The sequence below is a fragment of the Arthrobacter crystallopoietes BAB-32 genome (genome assembly GCF_000328305.2).
GTDB lineage: Bacteria > Actinomycetota > Actinomycetes > Actinomycetales > Micrococcaceae > Crystallibacter > Crystallibacter crystallopoietes_A.
Window position 1 is genome coordinate 1 of the sequence record NZ_ANPE02000091.1, and the last position, 23,283, is coordinate 23,283.

Sequence of the window (23,283 nt, forward strand, 5' to 3'; positions counted from 1 at the left end):
GAACCTGCTGACCAACGCCCGCCTGGTCGTCGCTGCCGCCGCCGCGCGACGCAACTCCGCGGGCGCGCACTACCGCGCCGACTTCAGCCAGCCCCCGGCCGGCACGGACCACCTGCACTTCGTCAACGCGGCCGCGCGCCGCCATCTCCAGGAGCAAGCATGAGCACCATCCTTCCGCCCGACCAGCCCGCTGTGGAGCGCATCGTCGCCGCCGCGCTCGCCGAGGACGCCCCGTGGGGCGACGTCACCTCGAACGCGCTGATCCCCGAGGAAGTGAGTGCGACGGCGGAACTCACCGCGCGCGAGTCCGGCGTCTTCGCCGGGGCACCGGTACTGCGGACGGTGTTCCGGCAGGTGGATTCCGCCGTCGCGGTCGAGCTCAAGATCCAGGACGGCGAGCGGTTCGAGGCCGGGCAGGTGCTCGCCGTGGCCAGCGGCAGTGCGCGTTCCATCCTGCTGGCCGAGCGCGTGGGCCTGAACCTGCTGCAGCGGCTGTGCGGAATCGCCACCCTGACCGCCGCGTTCGTCGCCCAGGCCGAGGGCACCAAGGCGCGCATCGCCGACACCCGCAAGACCACTCCCGGGCTGCGTCCGCTGGAACGCTACGCCGTGCGGTGCGGCGGCGGGCACAACCACCGGTACTCGCTTTCGGACGCGGTGATGGCGAAGGACAACCACCTGGCCGTGATCACCAACGGCGGCCGGCGGGACCTGACCGAAGCGCTGCGGGAAGCCAAGGCCCGGCTGCCGCACACGATGCACTTCGAGGTCGAGGTGGACCGTGCCGAGCAAATCGAGCCGGTGCTGGCCGCCGGCGTGGACACCATCATGCTGGACAACTTCAGCGTGGACGAGCTGCGTGCCGGCGTGGCCCAGGTAGCGGGCCGCGCCCTGGTGGAAGCCAGCGGCAACGTCCGGCTGGAGACGGTCGCCGGCATCGCCGCCGCCGGCGTGGACATCATTTCCTCCGGCGCGCTGACCCACAGCGTGCGCTCGCTCGACCTGGGATTGGACATCAGCATCGCATGATCTACCTCGACGCGGCAGCGACTTCGCCGGTCCGGCGCGAAGTCCTCGAAGCCATGTGGCCGGCGCTGACCCAGGACTTCGGCAATCCCTCCAGCCACCACACGGTGGGCGAGGCGGCTGCCCGCGCCCTGGAGTATGCACGGACGACGGCGGCCAATGCCTTGGGCTGCAGGCCGGGCGAGGTCGTCTTCACTTCCGGCGGGACCGAGTCGAACAATCTCGCGATCAAGGGCATCAGCCTCGCAAACCCGCGCGGCCGGCACCTGGTGACTTCCGCCGTCGAACATCCTTCCGTGCTGGAGGCGGCGGAATACCTCGAACGGTTCCACGGCTTCCGGACGACCCGGATCGGCGTGGACGCGGACGGCGTGGTGGATCTGGACCAGCTGGCGGCGGCGCTGACGCCGGAGACGGCGCTGTGCACGGTGATGTACGCGAACAACGAGGTCGGCACCGTCCAGCCCTTGGCACGAATCGCCGAACTGTGCCGCGCCGCCGGCGTGCCATTCCATACCGACGCTGTCCAGGCTGCCGGCTGGCTGCCGCTCGCTCCCGCAGAAACCGGAGCCGACGCTATCAGCATCTCCGGGCACAAACTGGGCGCGCCGAAAGGCTGCGGGCTGCTGTATGTCTCCGGCCGGCTGCCCTTGGAACCGCTGCTGCATGGCGGGGGCCAGGAGCGCGGCCGCCGCTCCGGCACCGAGAACGTCGCCGGAGCGGTCGCCGTCGCCACGGCCCTGTCGCTGGCGGAGGCAGAGCGGCCGGAGGCAGCCGAACGCCTGCGCGGCTACCGCGACTACCTGATCGGCGCCGTGCTCAAGGCGGTGCCGGGGGCGCTGCTCACCGGGCACCGCACGGAACGCCTGCCGGCCAGCGCGTCCTTCTGCTTCCCCGGCACATCCGGCGAGGCGGTGTTGCTCGAGCTCGAGCGGCGCGGTGTGGTCTGCTCCAGCGGATCGGCCTGCGCCGCCGGCTCGGATGAGCCGTCCGCCGTGCTCCTTGCCATGGGCATCGACCCTGCCGTCGCCCAGACCGCCGTCCGGCTGACCTTCAACTTGGCCGTCAAGGAGTCCGAGATCGCCCTCGCGGCGCGCTCCATCACCGCCGCGGTCCAGGAAGTCCAGAGCCTGCGCCGTTAGCAAATTGAGGCCTCGACACGCCGACGCATCCGGCGATGCCGGCGGTATGCTGGGCGCACTCGAGGCCGGAGCGCGGGAGGGGATGGGCCATGGTGGAACACTCAGGCTTGGCGGGCCGCAGCGCGGCGGCGGTGTTGTGCCTCCTCCTGCTGGCCGGCTGCGGAAGTCCGGAAGCCACGGACGACGGCGCGTCCCCGGCAGGCGCCAGCGCCTCGCCTGTGGTGGCGGACGGGACGGGATCGTCCGCTTCTCCGGGCGCGGCGGAAACCCGGGAGCCTCTGCGGAAGGCCTCGGCCAAGGGGTGGAAGGTCTATACGGATCCGGACCGGGTGCTGAGCTTCGAGGTACCGGGCGACTGGGTGGTGCAGCGCCAGGTCAAGCCCAGCGAGCCCGCGGATGGCGGCGTCCACCTGGATGTGCGCGACTCCGACGGGAAGCTGGCGGCCGAGCTGCATACCCGGCTCAAGCTGCCCAAGGATAAGTGCACCCCGGGCGAAGTGCGGGAATACGCCGTCGTCTTCAGCGAGCCCGCGGACGTGCCGGCGGTGCCGGGCGGTGACCGGATCGAGCCGGTCTTCGCCTTCCGGACCATCCTCGGCTACAAGTACTTCGGCTCCTTCGGACTGACCGACAAGGAGGCCGGCATCGGCAACCAGGCCTGCACGATCGAGAACACCGTGACCGGGCCGAAACCGGTGGGAACCTACTCGTTCTCCAACGCGGCACGGCATGGCACCCCTCCCGCGGATGGCGATTTCGGCGCCCTGGAGACCTTCGACCTGATCGCGCAGGCGGAGAAGTTCACGGACAGCAAGCGTTTCAAGACGGTCAAGCAGGTCATCACGTCGCTGCAGATCTCCGCCGCCGGGAACGGATAGGCTGGAGCAGACCCCGTCCCACAGCCAGGAGCCTTCATGAAACGAGCGGTCTCGGCCCGCCTTGTCGCCAAAACCGCCGCCAACACGTCCCTGGTGTTCGCCGTCGCCGTGGCCCGCCCGGAGAGCTTCGCGGAATGCCAGGAGGAGCTGCTGCTGACGGTCAACGGCGAGCCGGTGCAGCCCCGGGAATTGGCCGTTGACCATGGCGGCAGGCTGCACACACTCCAGGTTGCCGAGCCGTCCACCGTGCAGCTCGATTACCGCGCCACCGTGCTGGGGCAGGCAGTGCCGGCGCCGGCTGAACCGGCCGCGCTGATCAAGTACGTCCGGCCCAGCCGCTACTGCGAATCGGACAAGCTGCTGCCGACGTCCTATGCGGAGTTCGGCTCGCAGCAGGGCACGGAGCTGCTCCGGAACGTGCGCCAGTGGGTGGCGGACGAGTTGAGCTATGTCAGCGGATCCTCGCGCTTCACCGACGGGGCCGTGGAGACGTTGCTGGCCCGCCGCGGGGTCTGCCGCGACTACGCCCATCTGGTGATCTCGCTGCTGCGGGCCAAGGATGTGCCGGCGCGGCTCGCTGCCGTTTACGCTCCCGGGCTCAATCCGATGGACTTCCACGCCGTCGCGGAGGCCTATGTCGACGGCGCCTGGCACGTGGTGGACGCCACCGGGATGGCGCCGCGCACCTCGATGCTGCGCATTTCCACCGGCCGTGACACGGCGGACACGGCGTTCCTGTCCACGGTGGGCGGGAGCCTGAGGCTGCAGGAAATCGCCGTGACCGCCGAGTCCGATGGCTTTCCGGACCAGGAAGATCCGGCTGCGCCGGTCAGGCTGGGCTGAGGCCGGGAGGCCAGCCACGCCCTGTCGCCCGGGCGGAACCGGTCAGCGGGCGGGGCGCTCCTTCAGCCCTGCCCGCATCCTGTCCGTCAGCTCCTGCAGCTGCTGGAACTCCGCCTCGCTGAGCAGTGGGGCGAGCATCTCGTGCAGGTGCCGGACGTGGACCCTGCCGATCTCGCGCTGCAGCTCGGCACCTTTGTCGGTCAGCGAGATCTCGATCCCGCGCTGATCCGACTCGGCGGTCCGCCGCTGTACCAGCCCTTTGGCTTCCAGCCGCTCCACCATCCGGCTCAGGCTCGGCTGGCTGATCAGCAGCGCTTCGTTCAGCTCATTCAGCCGGGTCCAGCCGGTGGGACAGTTGCTGAGGTTGAACAGCACGTCGTATTCGCGCATGGCCAGCTTCCGGAACTCGGGCAGCTGCTGCATCCGGCGCATCACCGCCACCTGGGTCCGGAAGAGGGACTCCCAGGCCTGGGAAGTGGTGCGAACCTGCGGTTGCTCAGCCATTGGCCACCGCTCCGGCTTCGGCTTCGCGGGCGGCCTTGCGGCTGGCATGGGTGGGGGCATCCGGAACATGGGCCGGCTTGCGGGCGGCGAACTCGCGCTTGAGTACCGGCAGGACTTCCTCGCCGAAGAGGTCCAGCTGCTCGAGCACGGTCTTCAGCGGCAGGCCGGCATGGTCGATCAGGAACAGCTGGCGCTGGTAGTCGCCGAAGTAGTCCGCAAAGCTCAAGGTCTTCTCGATCACCTGCTGCGGACTGCCAACGGTCAGCGGCGTCTGGGCAGTGAAATCCTCCATCGACGGGCCGTGGCCGTAAACCGGGGCGTTGTCGAAGTACGGGCGGAATTCGTTGACCGCGTCCTGCGAGTTCCTGCGCATGAAGAACTGCCCGCCGAGGCCCACGATGGCCTGGTCCGCCCGGCCATGGCCATAGTGCTCGTAGCGTTCGCGGTAGAGACCGATGAGCTGCATGTAGTGCTCCTTCGGCCAGAAGATGTTGTTGGCGAAGAACCCGTCGCCGTAGTAGGCGGCGAGCTCGGCCACTTGCGGCGTGCGGATGGAACCGTGCCAGACAAAGGGTGCAACGCCGTCGAGCGGGCGCGGGGTGGAAGTGAAGTTCTGCAGCGGTGTGCGGTGCTTGCCCTGCCAGTTGACCACGTCCTGGTCCCAGAGCTTGCGCAGCAGTGCGTAGTTTTCCACCGTCAGCTCGAGCGAATCCTGGATGTTCTTGCCGAACCACGGGTACACCGGAGCCGTGTTGCCGCGGCCCAGCACCAGGTCCACCCGGCCGTCCGCCACGTGCTGCAGCATCGCGAAGTCCTCGGCGATCTTCACCGGGTCGTTCGTCGTGATCAGCGTGGTGGCGGTGGACAGCGTGATCCGCTCGGTCTGCGCCGCGATGTAGCCCAGCAGGGTAGTGGGAGAGCTGGAGAAGAACGGCTCGTTGTGATGCTCGCCGATGGCATAGACATCCATGCCGATCTCCTCGACCTTCTTCGCGATGGCGATCGAGGCCTTGATCCGTTCCGCTTCCGTGGGCGTGCTGCCGTTGGTCGGATCCCGGGTGATGTCCGAAACGCTGAATACGCCGATTTCCATGGTGGTCCTCTCCAAGTTGCCGGTGGGGCTTGATTCATCATACATGCAATTGCATCTACCTAGCCAACCAGTCGTGCCCCGGATTCATTCCCGGGCCGGGAATCCCCTTCCGGGGCAGTACGGAGAGTCAGACGCCGGCGGGCTCGCGCACGTGCTCCACGGCCTGCTCCTGCGCCAGGGCGCGGCGTTCCCTTCGTCCTTCCACCAGCCGGTAGAGGACGGGGACCAGGATGAGCGTCAGGGCAGTGGAGGAGACCAGCCCGCCAATAACGACGACGGCGAGCGGCTGGGCGATGAATCCTCCTTCACCGGTCAATCCCAGGGCCATCGGGGTCAGGGCGAACACGGTCGCCAGGGCTGTCATCAGGATCGGGCGCAGGCGCTGGCGGGCACCGTTTTCGATGGCTTCCGCCACGGGCAGCCCGGCCCGGCCATCATGCGGCCGGCGGTACTGGTTGATCAGGTCGATCAGCACAATGGCGTTGGTCACGACGATGCCGACCAGCATCAGCATGCCGATCAGCGACGGCAGGCCCAGCGGGATCTGCGTGGCCACGAGCAGTCCGATGGCGCCGGTGGCCGCGAACGGCACAGAGACCAGCAGGATCAGCGGCTGGAGCAGGCTCTTGAAGGCAGCCACCATGATGACGTACACGATGGCCACGGCCGCGAGCAGCGCCAGGCCCAGCTGCTCGAAGGACTCCGCCTGCTGGCTGGCCGCCCCGCCCAGGGTGGCGTCGACGCCGGCCGGCAGCTGCAGCCCGTCCAACACGTCCTGTACTTCCCGGCTCAGGCGCCGAGGTCGTCTCCGGCCGCCGTGACGGAAACAACGGCCGTCCGCTCCCCGCCGGAGGCGGTGATGGAGGCCGGCACCTGCGCTTCTTCCACCGTGGCCAGATCGGTCAGCGGCACCGAACCCGAGGCGGTGGGAACCTGGACGTCGCGCAGCTGCCCGATGCCGGAGAGCTGTGTGCCCTCGCCGACCTGCACCGGGTAGTCGGTGGTGCCGATCCGGACGGTGCCGCCGGGCAGGGGACTGATGCTGGAGGCGACGATCGCGGCGACCTGCTCTTCGTTCAGCCCGGCCTCTGCCGCCTTCGCGCGGTCCACGGAGACCTGGACCACCGGTTCGGACGCCGCCAGGTTGCTCGCTGCCTCGGCCGCGCCGGGCACGCCCTGCAGCGCCTCCACCAGCTGGTCCGAGGCCGCCTGGAGTTCCGCTTGGTCCGAGGCGGACAGTTCGACATCCACGGTGCCCGAGGTGCCGAAACCGCCGCCCTGGGTGCTCAGGGTGATCGTGCCAGCGTCCGGCAGGTCCGCCAGCAGGGTGCGGACGTCCGCCCGCAGGGCCTCCTGGTCTGCGCCTTCCTCGGTGATGACGGTGTACTGGGCCACGGAAGCGCCCGCAGAGAGGAACGCGCCGATGCCGTCGGTACTGTTGCCGATGGTGACCTGTACGTCCTCGACGCCGTCGGCCGTGGCGAGCACGTCCTCGACTGCCTGGGCAGCCTGGTCCGTGGCGGCCAGACTGGTACCGGGCGGCATTTCCTGCTTCAGGCTGAAGCTGTTCTGGCCGGAATCGCCCAGCAGGTTCGTCTGCATCAGGGGTACCATCGCCGCGGTTCCGGCCAGCAGCAGGACTGCGGCCGTGCAGGTGATGACGGGATGGCGCTGCGTGGAGGCAAGCACCGGCAGGTAGCCGCGCTGCAGCCAGGAACGCTTCTCGGCCTCGGTCGCCCGGGCACGCACTTCGTCCGGATCCTGCGGTTGCACGGGCAGCCGCACGAACCAGTAGGCCAGGACCGGAACGATGGTCAGTGACACGAGCAGCGACGCGAGCAGGGCCAGCGCCGTGGTGATGGCGAAGGGCCGGAAGAGCTCGCCGGCCAGGTCCTGGACGAAGGCGATCGGCAGGAAGACCGCCACGGTGGTCAGCGTGGAGGCAGTGATGGCGCCGGCGACTTCGCGCACGGCGGTCAGGATGGCGGTCCGCTTGTCCTCGCCGTAGGCCAGGTGCCGTTTGATGTTTTCGACGACGACGATCGAGTCGTCCACCACGCGGCCGATGGCGATGGTCAGGGCGCCGAGAGTGAGGATGTTCAGTGAGTAGCCGAACGCAGAGAGCCCGATGAACGTGACCAGCAGCGACAGCGGGATCGAGATGGCCGTGATCAGCGTCGAGCGGATGGAGAGCAGGAAGACCAGGATGACCAGCACGGCGAAGCCGAGGCCGAGCAGCCCTTCGGTGGTGAGGTCCTTGATCGATTTTTCGATGAACGGTGCCTGGTCGAAGACGGTAGTGAATTTCGCGCCGTTCCCCAGCTCGGCTTCGAGCTGGGGAATCAGGTCCGCGACCGCGTGCGAGATGGCCACCGTGTCGCCGTCCGGTGTTTTGGTGATGGCCAGCGCAAGGGTTTCAACGCCATTGGTACGCGTGATCGAGGTGCGTTCATCGTCCTCGATGCGCACGGTGGCGACGTCCCCGATAACCGTGGGGGCGCCAGCAGGTTCAGCTGACGGCCGCTGCGGCTGCCGGTCGGAAGGTTCCCCGGGCTGGGGCACCGCCGGCGGCGCCGTCTGCGATTCGCCGGGGAATTGCCCAGGGACCTGACCCGCTGCCGGCGGTGACGCAGGTGCGGACGGTAGCTCCGCCGTCGTGCTTTCCGCCGGTGCCAGCGGCAGCGACTCAATGGCTTCGAGGCTGTCCAGCGGGCTGCCGATCTGTACCGGCAGGCTCTTGCCGTCCGGTTCGACCGTGCCGGCCGGAACCAGGGCGCCGCTGTTCTGCAGGCTGTCAACGATCGAGCCGGCGGCCAGCCCCCGTTCGGACAGCGCCTCTTCGTCGGGGAGGATGGAGACGTGCCGCTGCGCGCCGCCGGAGACGTCGGCGCTGCGCACGCCCTCGAGCTTCTGCAGCCCGGGCACGGTGAGCCGGTTGAGCTCGGTGTTGAGCTCGCTCAGTTCCAGGTCCGAGGAGACCGCGAGGAAGACGACCGGGAAGTCATTGACGCTGCCGGCGATCGACTGCGGCGAAACGTCCTCGGGCAGCGCCTGGCTGGCATTCGAGATGGCGCGGTCCACCTGGCTGCGGGCACGGTCCAGGTTGGTGCCGTAGGCAAAGGTCAGGTTGACGGTCGACAGGCCCGTCCGGGAGGTCGCATCGGTGGATTCGAGGCCCTCGACGGCGTTGAGCGCGGACTCGAGCGGTTCACTGACCTGCTTGTCCACCACCTCGGGCGAAGCGCCCGGCATCGCCGCCAGAACGGTGATGCGCGGGAACTCCAGCGAGGGGATCAGCTCCTGCTTGAGCGAGCCCATGGTGATGACACCGAAGACCGCCGCAAACACCGTGATGAGGGCGATCAGGGCGCGATTGCCCAGCGAGAGCGACGCCAGCTTGTGCATGCCTCAGGCTAGCTGAGTTCCAGCACCCGGTCAGTGTCCGCGGTGACGTCGGCCAGCAGCGAGGGGTTCTCGTTGAGCTTGGCGCCGAACCCGGGGATCATGCCCTTCAGCTTGGGCTCCCAGTTCTTGAACTCCGTGGGGAAGCAGCGCTGCAGCACCTGGATCATGATCGGCGCGGCGGTCGAGGCTCCCGGGGACGCCCCGAGCAGGCCGCTGATGCTGCCATCGGCGGAAGTGATGACCTCGGTGCCGAACTGGAGCACGCCGCCGCTCTTCGGATCCTTCTTGATGACCTGCACGCGCTGGCCGGCGGTGATGAGCTCCCACGAGTCGCCGACGACCTCCGGGTAGAAGTCGCGCAGCGCCGCGATCTTCTTCGGCCGGCTCTTCAGGACTTCGGTGATCAGGTACTTGACCAGGCTCATATTGTCCTTGGCGACCGCGAGCATCGGGACCAAGTTGTGCGGGCGGACCGACAGGGGCAGGTCCAGGAACGAGCCGGACTTCAGGAAGTTGGGGGAGAAGCCGCCGTAGGGGCCGAAGAGCAGGGAGCGCTTGCCGTCGACGAACCGGGTATCCAGGTGCGGTACGGACATGGGCGGGGCGCCGACGGAGGCCTGGCCGTAGACCTTCGCGTTGTGCCGCTCGATGACGGCTTCGTCCGTGGAGCGCAGGAACTGGCCGGAGACCGGGAAGCCGCCGAAACCCTTGGCCTCGGGAATGCCGGAGCGCTGCAGCAGGTGCAGGGCCCCGCCGCCGGCGCCGACGAAGACGAAGCGGGCCGAAACGGTGCTGGTTTGGCCGGTGGAGTTGTTCTTGACCTTCAGGTCCCAGCGGCCGTTGCTGGCCCGGCTGACGTCGAGGACCTTGTGGCCGTAGTGCAGCTCGGCTCCCTGGGCATCCATGTACCCGGCCAGCTTGCGGGTCAGGGCACCGAAATCGACGTCGGTGCCCGCGGCTACGCGGGAACCTGCTACCCGCTGGTTGGGGTCGCGGCCTCCATGACCAGCGGCACCCAGTCCGCGAGCTCGGCATGGTCCTCGGAGAACTCGATCTTCTCGAAGAGCGGTTCGGCGCGCAGGGCCTCATAGCGGCGCTTGAGGTAGTCCGAATGCGCATCGCCCCAGACGAAGCTCATGTGCGGCAGCGGATTGATGAATTCCTTCGGCGAGCCGATGTGGCCTTCGGAGACCATGTGGGCCCAGAACTGGCGGGAGATGTGGAACTGTTCATTGATGCCGACGGCCTTCGCGGTCGGAACCGAGCCGTCGGCGGCCGCCGGTGTGTAGTTCAGTTCGCACAGCGCTGCGTGGCCGGTGCCGGCGTTGTTCCAAGGGTCAGAGCTTTCCAAGCCGGCCTGGGCGAGGTTCTCGAACAGGGAGATGCTCCAGGTCGGCTGCAGCTGCTTGAGCAGGGAGCCGAGCGTGGTGCTCATGATACCCCCGCCGATCAGTGCAACGTCGATGTTTGTGGATGATCCCGAGGGGGTAATAGCAGTCAACTTCAATCTCCCGTAGCAGCTTCGCCAGCGATTAGAAGGTTACCCCGCCCCGCCTGAGACTCGAAAATTGCGCGGTCCGGATGTGACCGGAAAGACAGACCGGCGCCGTCGCAGCCGCTATCATGCGGGCGCCGGCGGATCAGGCCTCGGTGCGCAGGCGGATCAGGTTGAAGCGCTCATCGAGCATGGGGCTGACCGGATAGCTCTCCACGCGGGGTCCCATCGCCACGGCCGAGACCGGGAAGGCCAGCGGCACGGCGGGCAGCAGCCGCGCCAGCTGCTCGTTGATCTGCAGGTACGCCGTGGTCCGTTCCGGGCCCGGCTCCAGTGTCCGTGCCCGCGCTATCCGGCTGGTGAGCTGCGCATTGTCCAGCCCGAACTCGCCGGTACTGCGGCCGAACAGTGTGCCGAGGAAGTTGTCGGGATCGCGGTAGCTGCCGTTCAAGCCGCCGAGATGGAGCGCGCGGTCCTGGTTGTCCCGCACTTTCTGCAGGTAGCCGTCGTTCCAGTCCACAGGCTTGGGCTGGATGTTGAAACCTGCTGCCGTCAGTTGCCGGCTCAACTCGGCGTAGATCTTCTCCGGTGCCGGCAAGTACGCCCGCGTGACGTTGAGCGGATAGTAGAAAGGCAAGGCGCCGCCGTCGTACCCCGCATCCGCGAGCAGTTCTCTGGCCCGGTCGGGATCGTACTCGTAATAGGGGATGTCCTCGTTGTTCACGCCCAGGCTTGGGGGGACGAACTGTTTGGCCTCGACGGAGCCCTCCAGGAAGAAGGACTTCAGCAGCAGGTCCCGGTCGACGGCGTGGGCAATCGCCTGCCGGATGCGGACATCCGACAGTGGGCCGAACTCGCGGTTGATGCCCAGGTACGACACGGCGTACGGGTCCCGCTGGAGGATCTGCATGCCGCCGCGGACCAGGCCGGCGTAGGTCTCCGGCGTGACCAGGTCATACCCGTCGATGTCGCCGCTCTGCAGTTCCCGCAGCCGCGCGGCCGGATGCGCCAGGGTCGTGAACATGACCGTGCCTACCTGGGCGGCCGGGCCCCAGTACTGGTCGAAGGCTTCCAGGACAACCTGGCCGTCCGAGAGTTCCTTCAGCTGGTAGGGGCCGGTTCCCACGGGGTGCAGGCCGAAGACGGAGATCCGGACGCCGTTGCGCTCTTGGTCCAGCTCGTTGGCGGTCTTCGCTTCCAGCGCCGCGGGCGAAGCGATGGCAAACGCCGGCATGGCCAGCGCCGCTACCAGGCCGGAGTACCGGCGGTTCAGTTCCAGCTTGATCTCCAGCGGGCCCAGCACGTCGCAGCCGCGGTACAGGGACTCGCCGTCCTCGTCGGCAAAAGCGCCGAACACTGCCCGGTAGGGCAGCATTCCGTCCGCCGGGCGGATGGCTTCCGGAAGGCGGAACCACCGCTCGAAGTTGGCGCGCACCGCCTCGGCGTCGAAGGGCGTCCCGTCGTGGAAGGTAACGCCTTCGCGCAGCTTGAAGACGTAGGCACGGCCATTGTCCTGCTCTTCGAATTCGACCGCCAGGCCAGGGGCGGGAACCCCGGTCTCCCGGTCCACCCCGACCAGCGTCTCCATGACCTGGCGGGTAACGCGCAGGGATTCGCTGTCGACGACGAGGGCCGGATCCAGGCTGACGGGATCGGCCGCGGTGCCCATGGTGAAGGTCAGATCCGCCGGCAGGGACGGCGTCGGTGCCGGTGTCGCCGAGCCCGGTGAAGCAGGTTCTCCCGTGCAGCCGGTGAGCAGGAGGGCAGCCGCTGCTGCACCGGCTTTGAGAAACGTGCGCCGCGCGGGCGTATCTTGCACTCGTGCTCCTGGAGGCTGCGGGGAAACCGGAAATCCCTAGTCTAAGGGACCGCCCGGGCAGAAAGAACGCGAAACCCTCGCCGGGGGTGGCCAAGATCACTTCGTCATGGGGCACGATAGTCCCATGAGCGAAATTCCCCGGCCGCTGCTCGAGATCCGCAATCTCGCGGTCGACTTCCGGACAACGTACGGGAACGTCTCCGCCGTGCAGGACGCCAGCCTGAGTGTGGCCGAGGGGCAGACGCTGGCCATTGTGGGGGAGTCAGGGTCCGGCAAATCGACGACGGCGATGGCCGCTATCGGGCTGCTGCCGCGCAACGGCAGGGTGAGCTCCGGAAGCATCCTGTTCGACGGCGAGGAGCTCGTGGGGATGCCCGAGCACCGTTTGCGCCGGATCCGCGGGCGCCAAATCGGCCTGGTTCCCCAGGACCCGATGTCCAACCTGAACCCGGTAACCAGGATCGGGACCCAGGTGGCGGAAACGCTGCTGGTGCACGGGATGGCCACGTCCCGCAACGTCGATGTCAAGGTGGTCGAAGCGCTCGAAGCTGCAGGTCTGCCGGATGCGGCGGAGCGGGCCAAACAGTATCCGCACGAGTTCTCCGGCGGGATGCGGCAGCGTGCCCTGATTGCCATCGGCATGGCCTGCCGGCCCCGCCTGCTGATTGCCGACGAGCCGACGTCGGCCCTGGATGTTACGGTGCAGCGGACCATCCTGGACCAGATCGGGAGGATGACCGAAGAACTGGGCACCGCCGTGCTGCTGATTACCCATGACCTGGGGCTGGCAGCCGAGCGTGCCGAGCAACTGGTGGTGATGCACCGCGGCAAGGTGGTGGAAACCGGACCCGCGGCGCAGCTGCTGGAAGACCCGCAGCACCCCTATACCCGTGCGCTGGTGAAGGCCGCACCGAGCGTCGCCGCCGTCCGGCTGCAGCCCGGTGCCTTCGCCGCCAGCCCGGATGAGCGTGCCAGGCATGCCGAAGAGGCCTTTGCCGCGAAAGCTGATTCGGCCTCGACGGCGGAGGACACCGGCAACATCGTCGAGCTGAGGGACCTGACCAAGGCCTACAAGATCCGCGGGCGTTCCGAGGATTTCTATGCGGCCAGGAACATCACCCTGGATGTCCCGCGGGGACGCACGGTGGCCATCGTGGGGGAGTCGGGCTCCGGCAAGACGACGACCGCCCGCATGCTGCTGAAGCTGATCGAGCCGACCAGCGGCAGCATGACGTTCGATGGGATGGACGTTGCCAATCTCAGCAAGGAACAGCTGCGCGACTTCAGGCAGCGGGTCCAGCCGGTCTTCCAGGACCCCTATTCGTCGCTGAACCCGATGTTCACTGTGGGGCGCATTGTCGAGGAGCCGCTGAGCACCTATAAACGCGGCGATTCGCGGGCACGTGCTGCCCGGGTCAGGGAACTGATGGACCAGGTGGCACTCCCGCACAGCATGCTCCGGCGCTATCCTTCCGAACTTTCGGGCGGACAGCGGCAGCGCGTCGCGATCGCCAGGGCGCTGGCGCTGAAACCGGAACTGCTGGTCTGCGACGAACCAGTCTCGGCGCTGGACGTGCTGGTCCAAGCCCAGATCCTGAAGCTGCTCGCGGATCTGCAGGCCGAACTGGGCTTGAGTTATCTGTTCATTTCGCATGATCTGGCCGTGGTCCGGCTGATCTCCGACTATGTCTGCGTCATGAAGGACGGCGAGCTCGTCGAGGCAGCATCCTCTGAGGAAGTGTTCACCAACCCGCGCCATCCCTACACCCGCCGGCTGCTGGCTTCCATCCCCGGGAACGAACTGGAGATTTACGATGAGGACCCCGACATCGCCTCCTGACGAAACGCCGGAGCCGCAGGGCTTCGGCTTCCGGACCGGAGTGCGCAGCGAAGCCGTCGCCCTCGGCTTCGCCGTGTTCGTGCTGGTGCTCGGCACGGCGCTGCTGGCAGTCGGCGCCGTCATCCTGGTCAATGAGGGGCGCTGGGGCTACCTGCTGGCCCTGGCCGCGCTGGAACTGTTGTTCATTGCCGGCTTTGCCGCCATGGTCCACATGGCACGCAAGCGCCACCGCCCGCACAGCGACCCGCCGCCGGCATGACCCGGCGTCGTGCTTTCCCGAAGAAAGCGCAGACGGGGACCCGCCGCCGTCGTTCCCGCATTATTTCTGGCGGGATTTCGGATCCAGTGCCTCGCGCAGTGACTCCCCGAGGAGGGTGAAGCCCAGGGCCGTGATGGCAATGCAGAGGCCGGGGAAGAACGCCAGTTGCGGCGCGATGCCGAGTTCGTTCTGTGCGTAGGTCAGCATGCGGCCCCATTCCGCCGTCTGCGGCCTGCCGCCGCCCAGGCCCAGGAAGGACAGCGCCGCCGCGTCGATCACAGCGGTGGCCAGTGTCAGTGTGGCCTGGACGATCACCGGGCCGACGCTGTTGGGCAGCAGATGGCTCATCGTGATGGTCCGCCGGCTCAGCCCCAGGGTCTGCGCGGCCAGGATGTAGTCCGCGCTGCGCTGGGAGAGCATCGACGCGCGAAGAAGGCGGGCGAAGATCGGCACCTGGGCGACGCCGATCGCGATCATGACGGCATACGGACCCTGGCCCAGCACCGCGGCGATGGACACCGCCAGCAGCAGGTTCGGCACGGACAGCAGGATGTCGACCAGGCGCATGATGACGTTGTCCACCCAGCCGCCGAAACCGCCGGCCAGGATGCCCAACAGCATCCCGCCAACCAGGCCGAACGCCGTCGATATGACGCCGATCAGCAGCGAGGCCTGGGCGCCCCAGATGAGCTTGCTCAGCAGATCGCCGCCGAAGCGGTCCAGGCCGAGGACGAAGTCGGGGAGTTCGCCGGGCCCGGGGATGTGCGTCGGGGTGATGTGCGTGCGGCCGGGCAGCTCTTCGCCGCCATAGGGCGCCAGGACGGGAGCCAGCAGGGCCACGAGCAGGAACAGGGTGACAATGACGGCGCCCGCGATGGCCTGCGGGTTGCGCCGCAGCCGGTGGAACGCGTCCCGAAAGAGGCTCGTTCCGGCGGGACCCGGAGTTTCCGGGTCCGGGCTCGGCGCGGTGGATCCGCTGGCAGGGGGAAGCGTAGTGGTCATTGGACACGCACCCTTGGATCGATAACGCTGTAGGTCACGTCGACGAGGAGGTTGATCAGCGAATAGATGATCGCGATGAAGATGATGAAGCCTTGGAGGACGGGATAGTCGAGGTTGAAGATCGCGTCGCGCAGGAAGCGGCCGATCCCGCTGAACGCGAAGACGGTTTCGGTTAGGACCGCCCCGGAGATCAGCAGGCCCAGCTGGAGGCCGATGGTGGTCGTCACCGGCAGCATGGCGTTGCGCAGGATGAACCGGTTGCGGATGGTCCGCTCCAGCAGGCCCTTGGCCTTGGCCGTGCGCACGTAGTCGGCGTTTTGGACTTCGAGGACGGACGCCCGGGTGATGCGGACGATGATGGCCAGCGGAATCGTGCCCAGGGCAATTCCGGGCAGGACCAGGTGCAGGAAAGCGTCCCACGCTGCATCCCATTCCCGGGTGAGAATGCCGTCCAGCACATAGAAATCGGTCACATGGGTAGCGTTGATCCGCGGGTTCTGCCGCCCGTCGGTGGGCAGCAGGGGGATCTTGATGGCGAAGAGCCATTTGAGGATGAAGGCGAGGAAGAACACCGGGATAGTGATCCCGACGAGGCTGAGGACCACGGAACTGTGGTCCGGCCACCGGCCGTAGTGCTTGGCTGCCCAGTAGCCCAGCGGAATGCCGAGGCCGATCGCGAACGCCAGCGCCACGGCGGTCAGTTCCAGCGTCGCGGGGAAGCGGGTGGTGAACTCCTCCAAAACGGGCCGCCCGGTCAGCAGCGACGTGCCGAAGTCGCCCTGCAGAAGTTTGCCCATGTAGATGAAGTACTGCTCGATCAGCGGACGGTCGAATCCGTAGAGTTCGTTGATCCGGGCGACAGCTTCCGGTGTAGCCCGGTCACCCAGCAGGGCAGTTGCCGGACCGCCGGGCAGGCTCCGCACCCAGAGGAACAGCAGGACGGACAGTCCCAGCAGGGTGGGGATGAGCAGCACTATGCGCTTGCCGATGACTCGTAACACAGCGTCCTTTCGCCTGGCGAAGTTCCTCGTGCCGGACGCGGTGCGGCTGCGGCTGCACCGCTTGGCGGGTACAGCCGCAGCCGCAACCGGCCTATTCGCTGAGTTCGACCATGTTGTAGACCTCGTCGTTCACCGGGCTCGCCGGGTAGGAAACCACTCGGGGAGCGAAGGCCAGGGACGGAGCCGGGTGGGCCAGCGGGATCGCCGGAACGAACTCGGCGATGTCCGCATTGATCTGCTCGTACAGCGGCGTCTGCTCCTCCAGCACGCTCTCCTGGCGCGCTTCCTCAAGGGCCCTGAACAGTTCGGGGTTGTTGAACCCGAACTCGGGCTTTTCGTGGCCGAAGAAGACGCCAACGAAGTTGTCCGTGTCGTTGTAGTCGCCGGTCCAGCCCAGCAGATGGATGTCGTGGTTCTCGGTGGCCTGCACCCGGTCCAGGTAGTCCGGAGACCACTTGTCCGGCTGCGCCTCGATGGTGATGCCGACTTCTTCCAGTTGCGCGCTCAGGTTCGTGAAGACCTGTTCCGGCGTCGGCATGTAGGGCCGCGAGACGCCGGTCGGGTAGTTGAACTGCAGCGTCAGGCCGTCGCCGTGCCCGGCCTCCTCCAGCAGTTGGCGGGCCCGCTCGGGATCATAGTCGTAGGTTTTGACGTCCTCGTTGTAGCCGTTGACGATCGGCGGAATGAACTGGCTGGCAACCTCCGTCCCTTCGGGCAGCGTCTGCCGGACCAGCGCCTCTTTGTCGATGGCATGGGCCAGGGCCTGGCGGACCTTGGGGTCGGCCAGCGCCTCGTTCTTCTGGTTGATGCCCAGGTAGAGGATCGTGAACGGATCGCGGTTGACGATCTTGAAGCCCGCGTCGGCCAGTGCCTTGGTGTCGGCCGGCGCGACAAGGTCGTACCCGTCGATGTCGCCGGACTCCAGGGACTGCCGCCTGGCCTGCGGATCGTCGATCACGCGGAAGATGACTTTCTGGACCTGGCCTTGTTCGCCCCAGTAGTCGGCGAACGCGGAGACCTCGATCTGCTGGCCTACCTCCCAGCTGTCGAACTTGAACGGTCCGGTACCCACCGGGTGCCCCTGGGCGTACTCGCTCAGCACGGGTGCTTCTTCGGAACCGCCGATCTCGTCGGCGTTGAACTCCTGCAGGGCCGTGGGGCTCTGCATCGCGAAGGCGGGCAGCGACAGTGCGGCGATGAAGCCGGCAAAGGGCTTAGCCAGGTTGACGGTCACCTCCGTGTCGCTGGCGGCTTCGCAGGACTCGTACACTGCGGTGTCTTTGCTGTCCGCGAAACCGCGGAAGAGGGAGCCGTAGTAATAGGCCACGGATTCGGACTGCTGGAGCCCTTCGAAGTTGTACCAGCGGTCGAAGTTGAAGCAGACGGCCTCGGCGTTGAAGTCCGTGCCGTCGTGGAACTTCACGCCGTCCTTGAGCTGGAAAGTATAGGACAGGCCGTCCTCGGAGCTCTCCCATGACTCGGCCAGCAGCGGTGCCGGATCGGCCGTTCCCGGTTCCACCCCGACAAGCCCTTCGAAGATCTGGCGGCTCACGCGGAAGGATTCGCCATCGCTCGCGAAGGCTGGATCCAGCGATTTCGGGTCAGAGGAAGCCGCAAAGATGAAGGTCGAGTTCACCGATCCGTCCGCGGACCCTTCGGAATCGCCGCGTTGGCTTTCCGCGCAGCCGGTCAGGATAAGCGCCCCGGCAGCGAGGCCGGCAGTGATGGCGGCAATCTTCCGCGGCCGGCGCCGCACGGCAGTAGTGCCCCTGAATGACATGAATTGCTCCTCGTCAACGAGTGATGGCGGGGCCGTGCGGGGTGCGGCACGCCCGGGCACCGGCACGGATGGCGCCTGCGCTTGAATGAGAGCCTAGTCACATCAAGGCCGGAAAGCATCGCTTCACACCCGCGCTGTCAAGGAAATACATCACAATCCGGTTACGCCAGTGGAGCTGGGACCATAACGACGGCGGGGCCCGGCTCAGGCGCCGATATTGCGTTGGAGAGGACAAAAGGGAGCCGCGGCTGATGCCGCAGCTCCCTCTTTTGGTGCGCAAGGCGGGACTTGAACCCGCACGTCCGAAGACACTGGAACCTAAATCCAGCGCGTCTGCCAATTTCGCCACTCGCGCATGCCGGCCCGCGCTGCCGCGGGCCGGACTCAATTGTACCTGTTTTGCGAATCGCCCCGCGGCTACTTGCCCGCCGGCTGCACCAAGCCCAGGTCCCGATGGAGTTTGGCAACGTGGCCGGTCGCGCGCACGTTGTACTGGGCCAAGGCGACCTTGCCCTCCGGGTCCACCACGACGGTCGAGCGGATCAAGCCTTCATACGTCTTGCCGTAGTTCTTCTTTTCTCCCCAGGCACCATAGGCCTCGGCGACGGCGTGGTCCGCGTCGGACAGGAGCGGGAAGTTCAGGCTCTCGGCTTCGGCAAACTTCACGAGTTTGGGCAGGGCATCGGGGGAGATGCCGACAACCTCGTAGCCTGCCGTTTTGAGCGAGGCGAGGCTGTCACGGAAATCGCAGGCTTCCTTGGTGCAGCCTGGCGTGGAAGCAGCCGGGTAGAAGTACACCACCACGTGCCGGCCGCGGAAGTCCGAGAGAGACACGTCTTGGCCGGTCGAATCCTGCAGGGTGAAATCCGGGGCGGTATCGCCGGTCGCCAGGCGCTGTCCCATGAGTAGGCTCCTTGATGTTGGTCCGGGAGCGCCGAAAAGGCTGCTGCCGATTTTGTCATTCTTCTCCGACCCGCAAGCCTACTGGTTATAATTAGATAATGCCGGATTTACAAAACTGGCCTACGGCTCGGTTGCTCTCAACCGCAGCACGTCTGGTTGAACACGCATGGAACGAAAAGCTCGCCTCGCTGGGTCTGACCCACGCGGGGGTCATTGCGTTGGAGGTCCTCGACGCCGAGGGTGACATGGCCCAGGCGCAGCTTGCCGCGAAGGTGCGTGTTCAGGCGCAGACCATGGGGAAGACGCTCTCACGCCTGGAAGCACATGGGCACATCACCCGTGTCAGAAGCCAATCGGACCGGCGCTCGCAGTTGGCGAGCATCTCCGAATTGGGGCGGCAGGCCCTTGAATCGTCGCGTGAACTCGAGCGGAATATCACTCCCGGGGGCGACGCGGGGGCGGATGAGCTGCGCGATCGGCTCGCGACGGTGATCCGCCGGCTGGGGACGACCCGCTGGGGCGGGCCGACCGTCCCCGAGGCGATGGAACTCGCAGGCAACGAAGGGCTCTCGGACCACGGCTAGCCCTTCCGGCGCCTCGACCCGGCACCATTTCCGGCCCGGACCGCTTGGTCCGGGCCTTTTCGCTGTCGCCGGCAGTGCGTCTCCAAGTGGTCGGCTGTGTGAGTAGTCTCTCAATTTAAGGCTCAGGTTCGCGGAACCTCCGGCCGCGAAGTGCCGTTATCTATTCGTAACTTCTTCCCAAATGAAAAGCGAATCAGTATGGCTGACGACTCCACCGCTGACGACAAGCCGAAGCCGCTCCTGGGGCTGAGCGGCACCCAAACCATCGGATCCGCCCTTGCGGCGGTGACATCCGCAGTTGTTGGTTCCTTCCTCGGCGTAGCCGGAACACTCATTGGAGCCGCCCTCGGATCCATCGTGGCGACAATTGCTGCGGCGCTCTACGCGCGGACCCTCGACACGGCTGCCGGCGCGGCCAAACGGAGGATCAGCCGGGCTCGCCAAGGCGGCGGCGCGCAGCAGGAAGCCACGGAGAAACCTCTGGAGGAGGCGCCACTGGCAGTCGCAACCGCGGTGGCGGCCGAAAAGGATAAGCTCCGGAAACTCACACCCAAGACGTGGATCAAGATCGCCTCCGCGAGTGCCGCAGCCTTCGCAGTCGCCATGGTTTGCATCACTGCATTCGAGTTCGGTACCAACAAGCCGATCTCAAGCCTGGTGACGGCCAGCACGACCAGCGCCAGCGACACCGGTGCCCGGACGACTTTCGGTGCAGCGTTCACCAGCACCGACCAGAACCCGGACGACGCGGAACAGCCGGTCGACACCGAGCCCAGCGATACACCGGTCGACGAGGGCACCGGAACCCAGGACAACACCGGTACCGGGACCGTTCCGGAAGTCCCCGAGGACGGCGGCACCGGGATCATGCAACCGGGCTCCGGCGAGACGGGCGAAACACTGCCCGAAGAAACCAGCAACCAACAGGCACCTGTGCCGGCGCCGGAATCGGAACTGGAACCTGCTCCCGCCGTCGAAGCCCCTGCGGATTCGGCGTCGAACCAGGAACCCCAAGGAGATGGGGTAGCAGCCCCGTAGCCGGTCGGCTAGCCCGGCTCTCAAGGTGACCTTAAGGATGGAAACCAGCCACTATGCACGAGGCTGGTTTCCATCCTCTTTTGATTAAGGCCGCTGCAGTCAGCGGGACAGGGGTCCGAAACTGCGGCCTGCCGGTGTCAGAGCACGTGGATATTCGAGGCCTGCAGCCCCTTCGGTCCTTCGACGACCTCGAACTCGACCTTCTGCCCTTCCTCGAGGGAACGGAATCCGCCTCCGGTAATCGCCGAGAAGTGGGCGAATAAGTCCTGGCCTCCGTCATCGGGGGCGATGAAGCCAAACCCCTTCTCGGAGTTGAACCACTTGACCGTACCTGTTGCCATGCTGTGCTCTTTCGTACCCGGACAGCTTTGCGGGCCCCGTTCCGGCGCCCCGTTCCCATCGTCCTGACGTAACGCTATGCGTTGCGGAGCCACCGGCACAAGCAGTTGCCGCGAGGGCCGGGGACGGACTGTTTGCGGAGCACCCTGGCACGGGCAGTTTTCATCGCCGTCGTCTGGGGGTTGAGCGTCTGCGCCGCCAGGCGGTTCCCCGCAGGCGAAACCGGTGAAAGCAATAGGCGAGGAGGAGCAGCGCGATTAGTCCGGACGCAATCAAGGTCAGCCCGGCGACCCGGCCACCCGGTAGCCACCATTGCTCGCCAAAGGGCCACCAGCCAGGCATCGGCGGGCTGGCGGCCCAGACGGCTCCTGCGGCAATTAAGCCGCACCCACCAAAGGCGCCGGCAATGATGCGCGGCCACGTCTGTACTTCCTTCGCCGCTATCCTGAGCGCCTGGACTTTGATGGGGACGAGCAGATGCTTGGCCCAAACATAGTGCACTGAGAGCACTACCAAGCCGCCCGCGATGGCCAGCAGACCCGGGCCGGGCAATACGAGTGCCGCGATTCCCACCACGATGAGGAGCCAGCCGAGCAACTCGATGCCCACTCGGCGAAGCCACGGCGGAATGGCGTCGAGCCTGTTCCCCATGACCTCATCCTCCCACGGCAGCCTCAGCGGCAGAATGGGCTCCGAGGCAAGAAGACACGAAAAACCGTGGATGCGAGCCTGGTTAGCGGGCATGTGCAGAGCCGGCCGGGACGGGAGTTTTGCGCAGCGGGCACCGGGGGGTTGTGAACCAGCAGACGGCCCCCGCGGCGGCCAGGGCGGCTGCGGTGATGGCCAGGATCATGCCGGCCGGTGCGGGGAGTTCCTGGACGAGGACGAAAACACCCATGACGAGGACGAAGAGGCCGAAGCCTTTGCGAAGGGCCGTTTCGGGGATGCGTCCGGCAAGGCGGGCGCCGAGCACGGAGCCGAGGATGGCGGTGGCGGTGACAGCGGCGACCATGCCCCAGTCGAGGCTGACGGTGGTGAGGTAGCCGCCGAGTCCGGCGAAGGATTTCAGGGCGATCACCACCAAGGAAGTGCCGACGGCGACCGGCATGGCCAGGCCGCCGATGAGGGCCAGGGCCGGGACGACGAGGAACCCGCCGCCGGCGCCGACCAGCCCGGTGACCAGGCCGACGACGAGGCCTCGAGGATGACTTTGAGGACGGGCAGTTCGCCGTCGCGGCTTTCGGTGGTTTTGTTTTTGCGTCCGCGGATCATCGCGATGGAGGTCGCGACCATCATGAGGGCGAAGGCGATCATCAGGATGGTGCCGGGGATGTGTCCGCCGAGCAAGCCGCCGGCGAAGGCACCGGCCATGCCGGCGGCGCCGAAGATGAGGCCGGTGCGCCATTTGACGCGGCCTTTGCGGGCGTGGTCGATCGCGCTGACGGCCGAGGTCGCGCCGACGACGAAGAGGGATGCGGCGATGGCTTCCTTCGGGTCGAGGCCGGCGACGTAGGTCAGGATCGGGACAGTGAGGATGGAGCCTCCGCCGCCGAGCAAGCCGAGGGAAAGTCCGATAACGACGGAGAGCAGCAGCGTGGCGGTGAGGGCAAGGCTCATGCGGGCAAGTCCTTCTCTGGTCCGGTGGGCGGGCTGTGGTTTAGAGGGTGGGCAGTCCGGCGGCCTGCCAAGCGATCATGCCGCCGGTCATGGTGTCAGCGGTGTAGTCGGCTTGGTTTAGCGCGTCGGCGACGCGTGCGCTGCGGTTGCCGCTGCGGCAGACCACGATGACAGGACGGCTGGGGTCGAGCTCGGCCAGCCGGGCGTTCAGCTCGCCCATGGGAATGTGCAGGGCTTGGGGGATCATGCCCTCGGCGGTCTCGAAGTCTTCACGGACGTCGAGGACCTGGTCGCGGGTGCGGCGCCGGTCGGCGTTATGGATGTCGATTTCGCTCATCTTTGCTGCTTCTCTCGGATCAGGTACTGGATGCGAGGCTCCCCGGGTTTCCCCGTGCGGGACCGGGAAAACCCGGGGAGGCGGTGTTACTTCACGGTAGGGATCCGGCCGATCGCAGTCTCGGCGGTGGGCTCGGCCGCGGTCCTGTTCCAGGGCATCCTGGACAGGGCCTTGCCCATGGCGCAGGTGTTGGTGGCTGCGGAGAAGGTCAGGCCGGTGCCGATGGCGCCGGCGAGCAGGCGCAGTTTGGGGGAAACGAACTTTCCGGCCAGCAGCCCGCCGACGACGAGGGTACCGGCGGCCATGCGGACCTGGCGCTCGAGGTCCCAGCGCTGGGCGCCGCGGACGACGTCGCCCCCGGCGGCGGCGAAGCCAGGT

Annotated in this window: 22 protein-coding genes, 1 tRNA gene and 2 pseudogenes; 9 read left to right on the forward strand and 16 right to left on the reverse strand. The window is 67.0% G+C overall.

The window, feature by feature from the left end:
- Positions 1–22 precede the first annotated feature (22 nt).
- From D477_RS21730 to D477_RS06485, 5 genes are all read left to right on the forward strand, one after another.
- A complete protein-coding gene (locus D477_RS21730; protein ID WP_237740719.1) occupies positions 23–163 on the forward strand; it encodes a hypothetical protein in 141 nt (46 codons plus the stop codon).
- Positions 160–1,029, forward strand: coding sequence for a carboxylating nicotinate-nucleotide diphosphorylase (gene nadC / locus D477_RS06470; RefSeq protein WP_005268124.1), 870 nt, complete (start codon positions 160–162; stop codon positions 1,027–1,029). Before D477_RS21730 ends, nadC begins: the two co-directional genes overlap by 4 nt.
- Positions 1,026–2,168: a cysteine desulfurase family protein gene (locus D477_RS06475; RefSeq protein WP_005268125.1), complete on the forward strand. Its 1,143-nt coding sequence runs from the start codon at positions 1,026–1,028 to the stop codon at positions 2,166–2,168. The genes nadC and D477_RS06475 overlap by 4 nt, the downstream gene beginning before the upstream one ends.
- A gap of 89 nt (positions 2,169–2,257) precedes the next feature.
- Positions 2,258–3,046, forward strand: a complete 789-nt coding sequence (locus D477_RS06480; RefSeq protein WP_005268129.1) for a hypothetical protein — start codon at positions 2,258–2,260, stop codon at positions 3,044–3,046.
- A gap of 36 nt (positions 3,047–3,082) precedes the next feature.
- Positions 3,083–3,889 (forward strand): transglutaminase-like domain-containing protein, encoded by an 807-nt coding sequence (locus D477_RS06485; protein WP_005268132.1) that lies wholly within the window; start codon positions 3,083–3,085, stop codon positions 3,887–3,889.
- Between the two features lie 42 nt (positions 3,890–3,931).
- Here D477_RS06485 and D477_RS06490 read toward each other — a convergent pair whose 3' ends face one another.
- From D477_RS06490 to D477_RS06510, 6 genes and pseudogenes are all read right to left on the reverse strand, one after another.
- On the reverse strand, positions 3,932–4,393 hold the full coding sequence (locus D477_RS06490) for a MarR family winged helix-turn-helix transcriptional regulator (RefSeq protein WP_005268138.1): 462 nt from the start codon (positions 4,391–4,393) through the stop codon (positions 3,932–3,934).
- A complete protein-coding gene (locus D477_RS06495; protein ID WP_005268140.1) occupies positions 4,386–5,486 on the reverse strand; it encodes an LLM class flavin-dependent oxidoreductase in 1,101 nt (366 codons plus the stop codon). Before D477_RS06495 ends, D477_RS06490 begins: the two co-directional genes overlap by 8 nt.
- A gap of 127 nt (positions 5,487–5,613) precedes the next feature.
- A complete protein-coding gene (locus D477_RS23530) occupies positions 5,614–6,255 on the reverse strand; it encodes an efflux RND transporter permease subunit (RefSeq protein WP_272943813.1) in 642 nt (213 codons plus the stop codon).
- 20 nt (positions 6,256–6,275) lie between these two features.
- Positions 6,276–8,891 (reverse strand): efflux RND transporter permease subunit, encoded by a 2,616-nt coding sequence (locus D477_RS06500; protein ID WP_052510707.1) that lies wholly within the window; start codon positions 8,889–8,891, stop codon positions 6,276–6,278.
- A gap of 8 nt (positions 8,892–8,899) precedes the next feature.
- A pseudogene (locus D477_RS06505) lies at positions 8,900–10,383 on the reverse strand (malate:quinone oxidoreductase).
- A 148-nt stretch (positions 10,384–10,531) separates the two neighbouring features.
- Positions 10,532–12,205, reverse strand: coding sequence for an ABC transporter substrate-binding protein (locus D477_RS06510; RefSeq protein ID WP_005268141.1), 1,674 nt, complete (start codon positions 12,203–12,205; stop codon positions 10,532–10,534).
- A 124-nt stretch (positions 12,206–12,329) separates the two neighbouring features.
- Between D477_RS06510 and D477_RS06515 the strand changes: the two genes are divergently transcribed.
- The gene (locus tag D477_RS06515; RefSeq protein WP_005268150.1) at positions 12,330–14,045 is read left to right on the forward strand and encodes an ABC transporter ATP-binding protein; all 1,716 of its coding nucleotides are present in this window, start codon (positions 12,330–12,332) and stop codon (positions 14,043–14,045) included.
- Positions 14,020–14,304 (forward strand): hypothetical protein, encoded by a 285-nt coding sequence (locus D477_RS06520; RefSeq protein ID WP_005268152.1) that lies wholly within the window; start codon positions 14,020–14,022, stop codon positions 14,302–14,304. Before D477_RS06515 ends, D477_RS06520 begins: the two co-directional genes overlap by 26 nt.
- A 60-nt stretch (positions 14,305–14,364) precedes the next feature.
- On the opposite strand, the gene D477_RS06525 is transcribed toward D477_RS06520, so the two are convergent.
- The 5 genes from D477_RS06525 to bcp form a co-directional block, all read right to left on the reverse strand.
- Complete coding sequence (locus D477_RS06525; protein ID WP_005268167.1) at positions 14,365–15,306, reverse strand: ABC transporter permease; 942 nt, start codon at positions 15,304–15,306, stop codon at positions 14,365–14,367.
- Positions 15,303–16,307, reverse strand: a complete 1,005-nt coding sequence (locus D477_RS06530; RefSeq protein ID WP_005268175.1) for an ABC transporter permease — start codon at positions 16,305–16,307, stop codon at positions 15,303–15,305. Before D477_RS06530 ends, D477_RS06525 begins: the two co-directional genes overlap by 4 nt.
- A 91-nt stretch (positions 16,308–16,398) precedes the next feature.
- Positions 16,399–18,087, reverse strand: coding sequence for an ABC transporter substrate-binding protein (locus D477_RS06535; RefSeq protein ID WP_005268177.1), 1,689 nt, complete (start codon positions 18,085–18,087; stop codon positions 16,399–16,401).
- A 270-nt stretch (positions 18,088–18,357) separates the two neighbouring features.
- Positions 18,358–18,442: transfer RNA gene (locus D477_RS06540), tRNA-Leu, on the reverse strand.
- Positions 18,443–18,504: 62 nt separating this feature from the next.
- The gene (gene bcp / locus D477_RS06545) at positions 18,505–18,990 is read right to left on the reverse strand and encodes a thioredoxin-dependent thiol peroxidase (RefSeq protein WP_005268179.1); all 486 of its coding nucleotides are present in this window, start codon (positions 18,988–18,990) and stop codon (positions 18,505–18,507) included.
- Between the two features lie 98 nt (positions 18,991–19,088).
- Here bcp and D477_RS06550 point away from each other — a divergent pair, with 98 nt between their 5' ends.
- Together D477_RS06550 and D477_RS06555 are read left to right on the forward strand one after the other, a co-directional pair.
- On the forward strand, positions 19,089–19,574 hold the full coding sequence (locus D477_RS06550) for a MarR family winged helix-turn-helix transcriptional regulator (RefSeq protein ID WP_043845954.1): 486 nt from the start codon (positions 19,089–19,091) through the stop codon (positions 19,572–19,574).
- Positions 19,575–19,772: 198 nt separating this feature from the next.
- Positions 19,773–20,612, forward strand: coding sequence for a hypothetical protein (locus D477_RS06555; protein ID WP_005268183.1), 840 nt, complete (start codon positions 19,773–19,775; stop codon positions 20,610–20,612).
- 137 nt (positions 20,613–20,749) lie between these two features.
- Here the strand turns inward: D477_RS06555 and D477_RS06560 are convergent, their stop codons facing one another.
- From D477_RS06560 to D477_RS06580, 5 genes and pseudogenes are all read right to left on the reverse strand, one after another.
- The gene (locus tag D477_RS06560; protein WP_005268185.1) at positions 20,750–20,953 is read right to left on the reverse strand and encodes a cold-shock protein; all 204 of its coding nucleotides are present in this window, start codon (positions 20,951–20,953) and stop codon (positions 20,750–20,752) included.
- Between the two features lie 160 nt (positions 20,954–21,113).
- On the reverse strand, positions 21,114–21,695 hold the full coding sequence (locus D477_RS06565) for a PGPGW domain-containing protein (protein WP_005268186.1): 582 nt from the start codon (positions 21,693–21,695) through the stop codon (positions 21,114–21,116).
- Positions 21,685–22,568 (reverse strand): annotated as a pseudogene (locus D477_RS06570) (sulfite exporter TauE/SafE family protein). The gene D477_RS06565 and the pseudogene D477_RS06570 overlap by 11 nt, the downstream one beginning before the upstream one ends.
- A gap of 40 nt (positions 22,569–22,608) precedes the next feature.
- Complete coding sequence (locus D477_RS06575) at positions 22,609–22,905, reverse strand: rhodanese-like domain-containing protein (RefSeq protein ID WP_005268195.1); 297 nt, start codon at positions 22,903–22,905, stop codon at positions 22,609–22,611.
- Positions 22,906–22,991: 86 nt separating this feature from the next.
- Positions 22,992–23,283 (reverse strand): YgaP family membrane protein (locus tag D477_RS06580; RefSeq protein WP_005268196.1); only part of this gene is annotated, 292 nt, incomplete at its 5' end.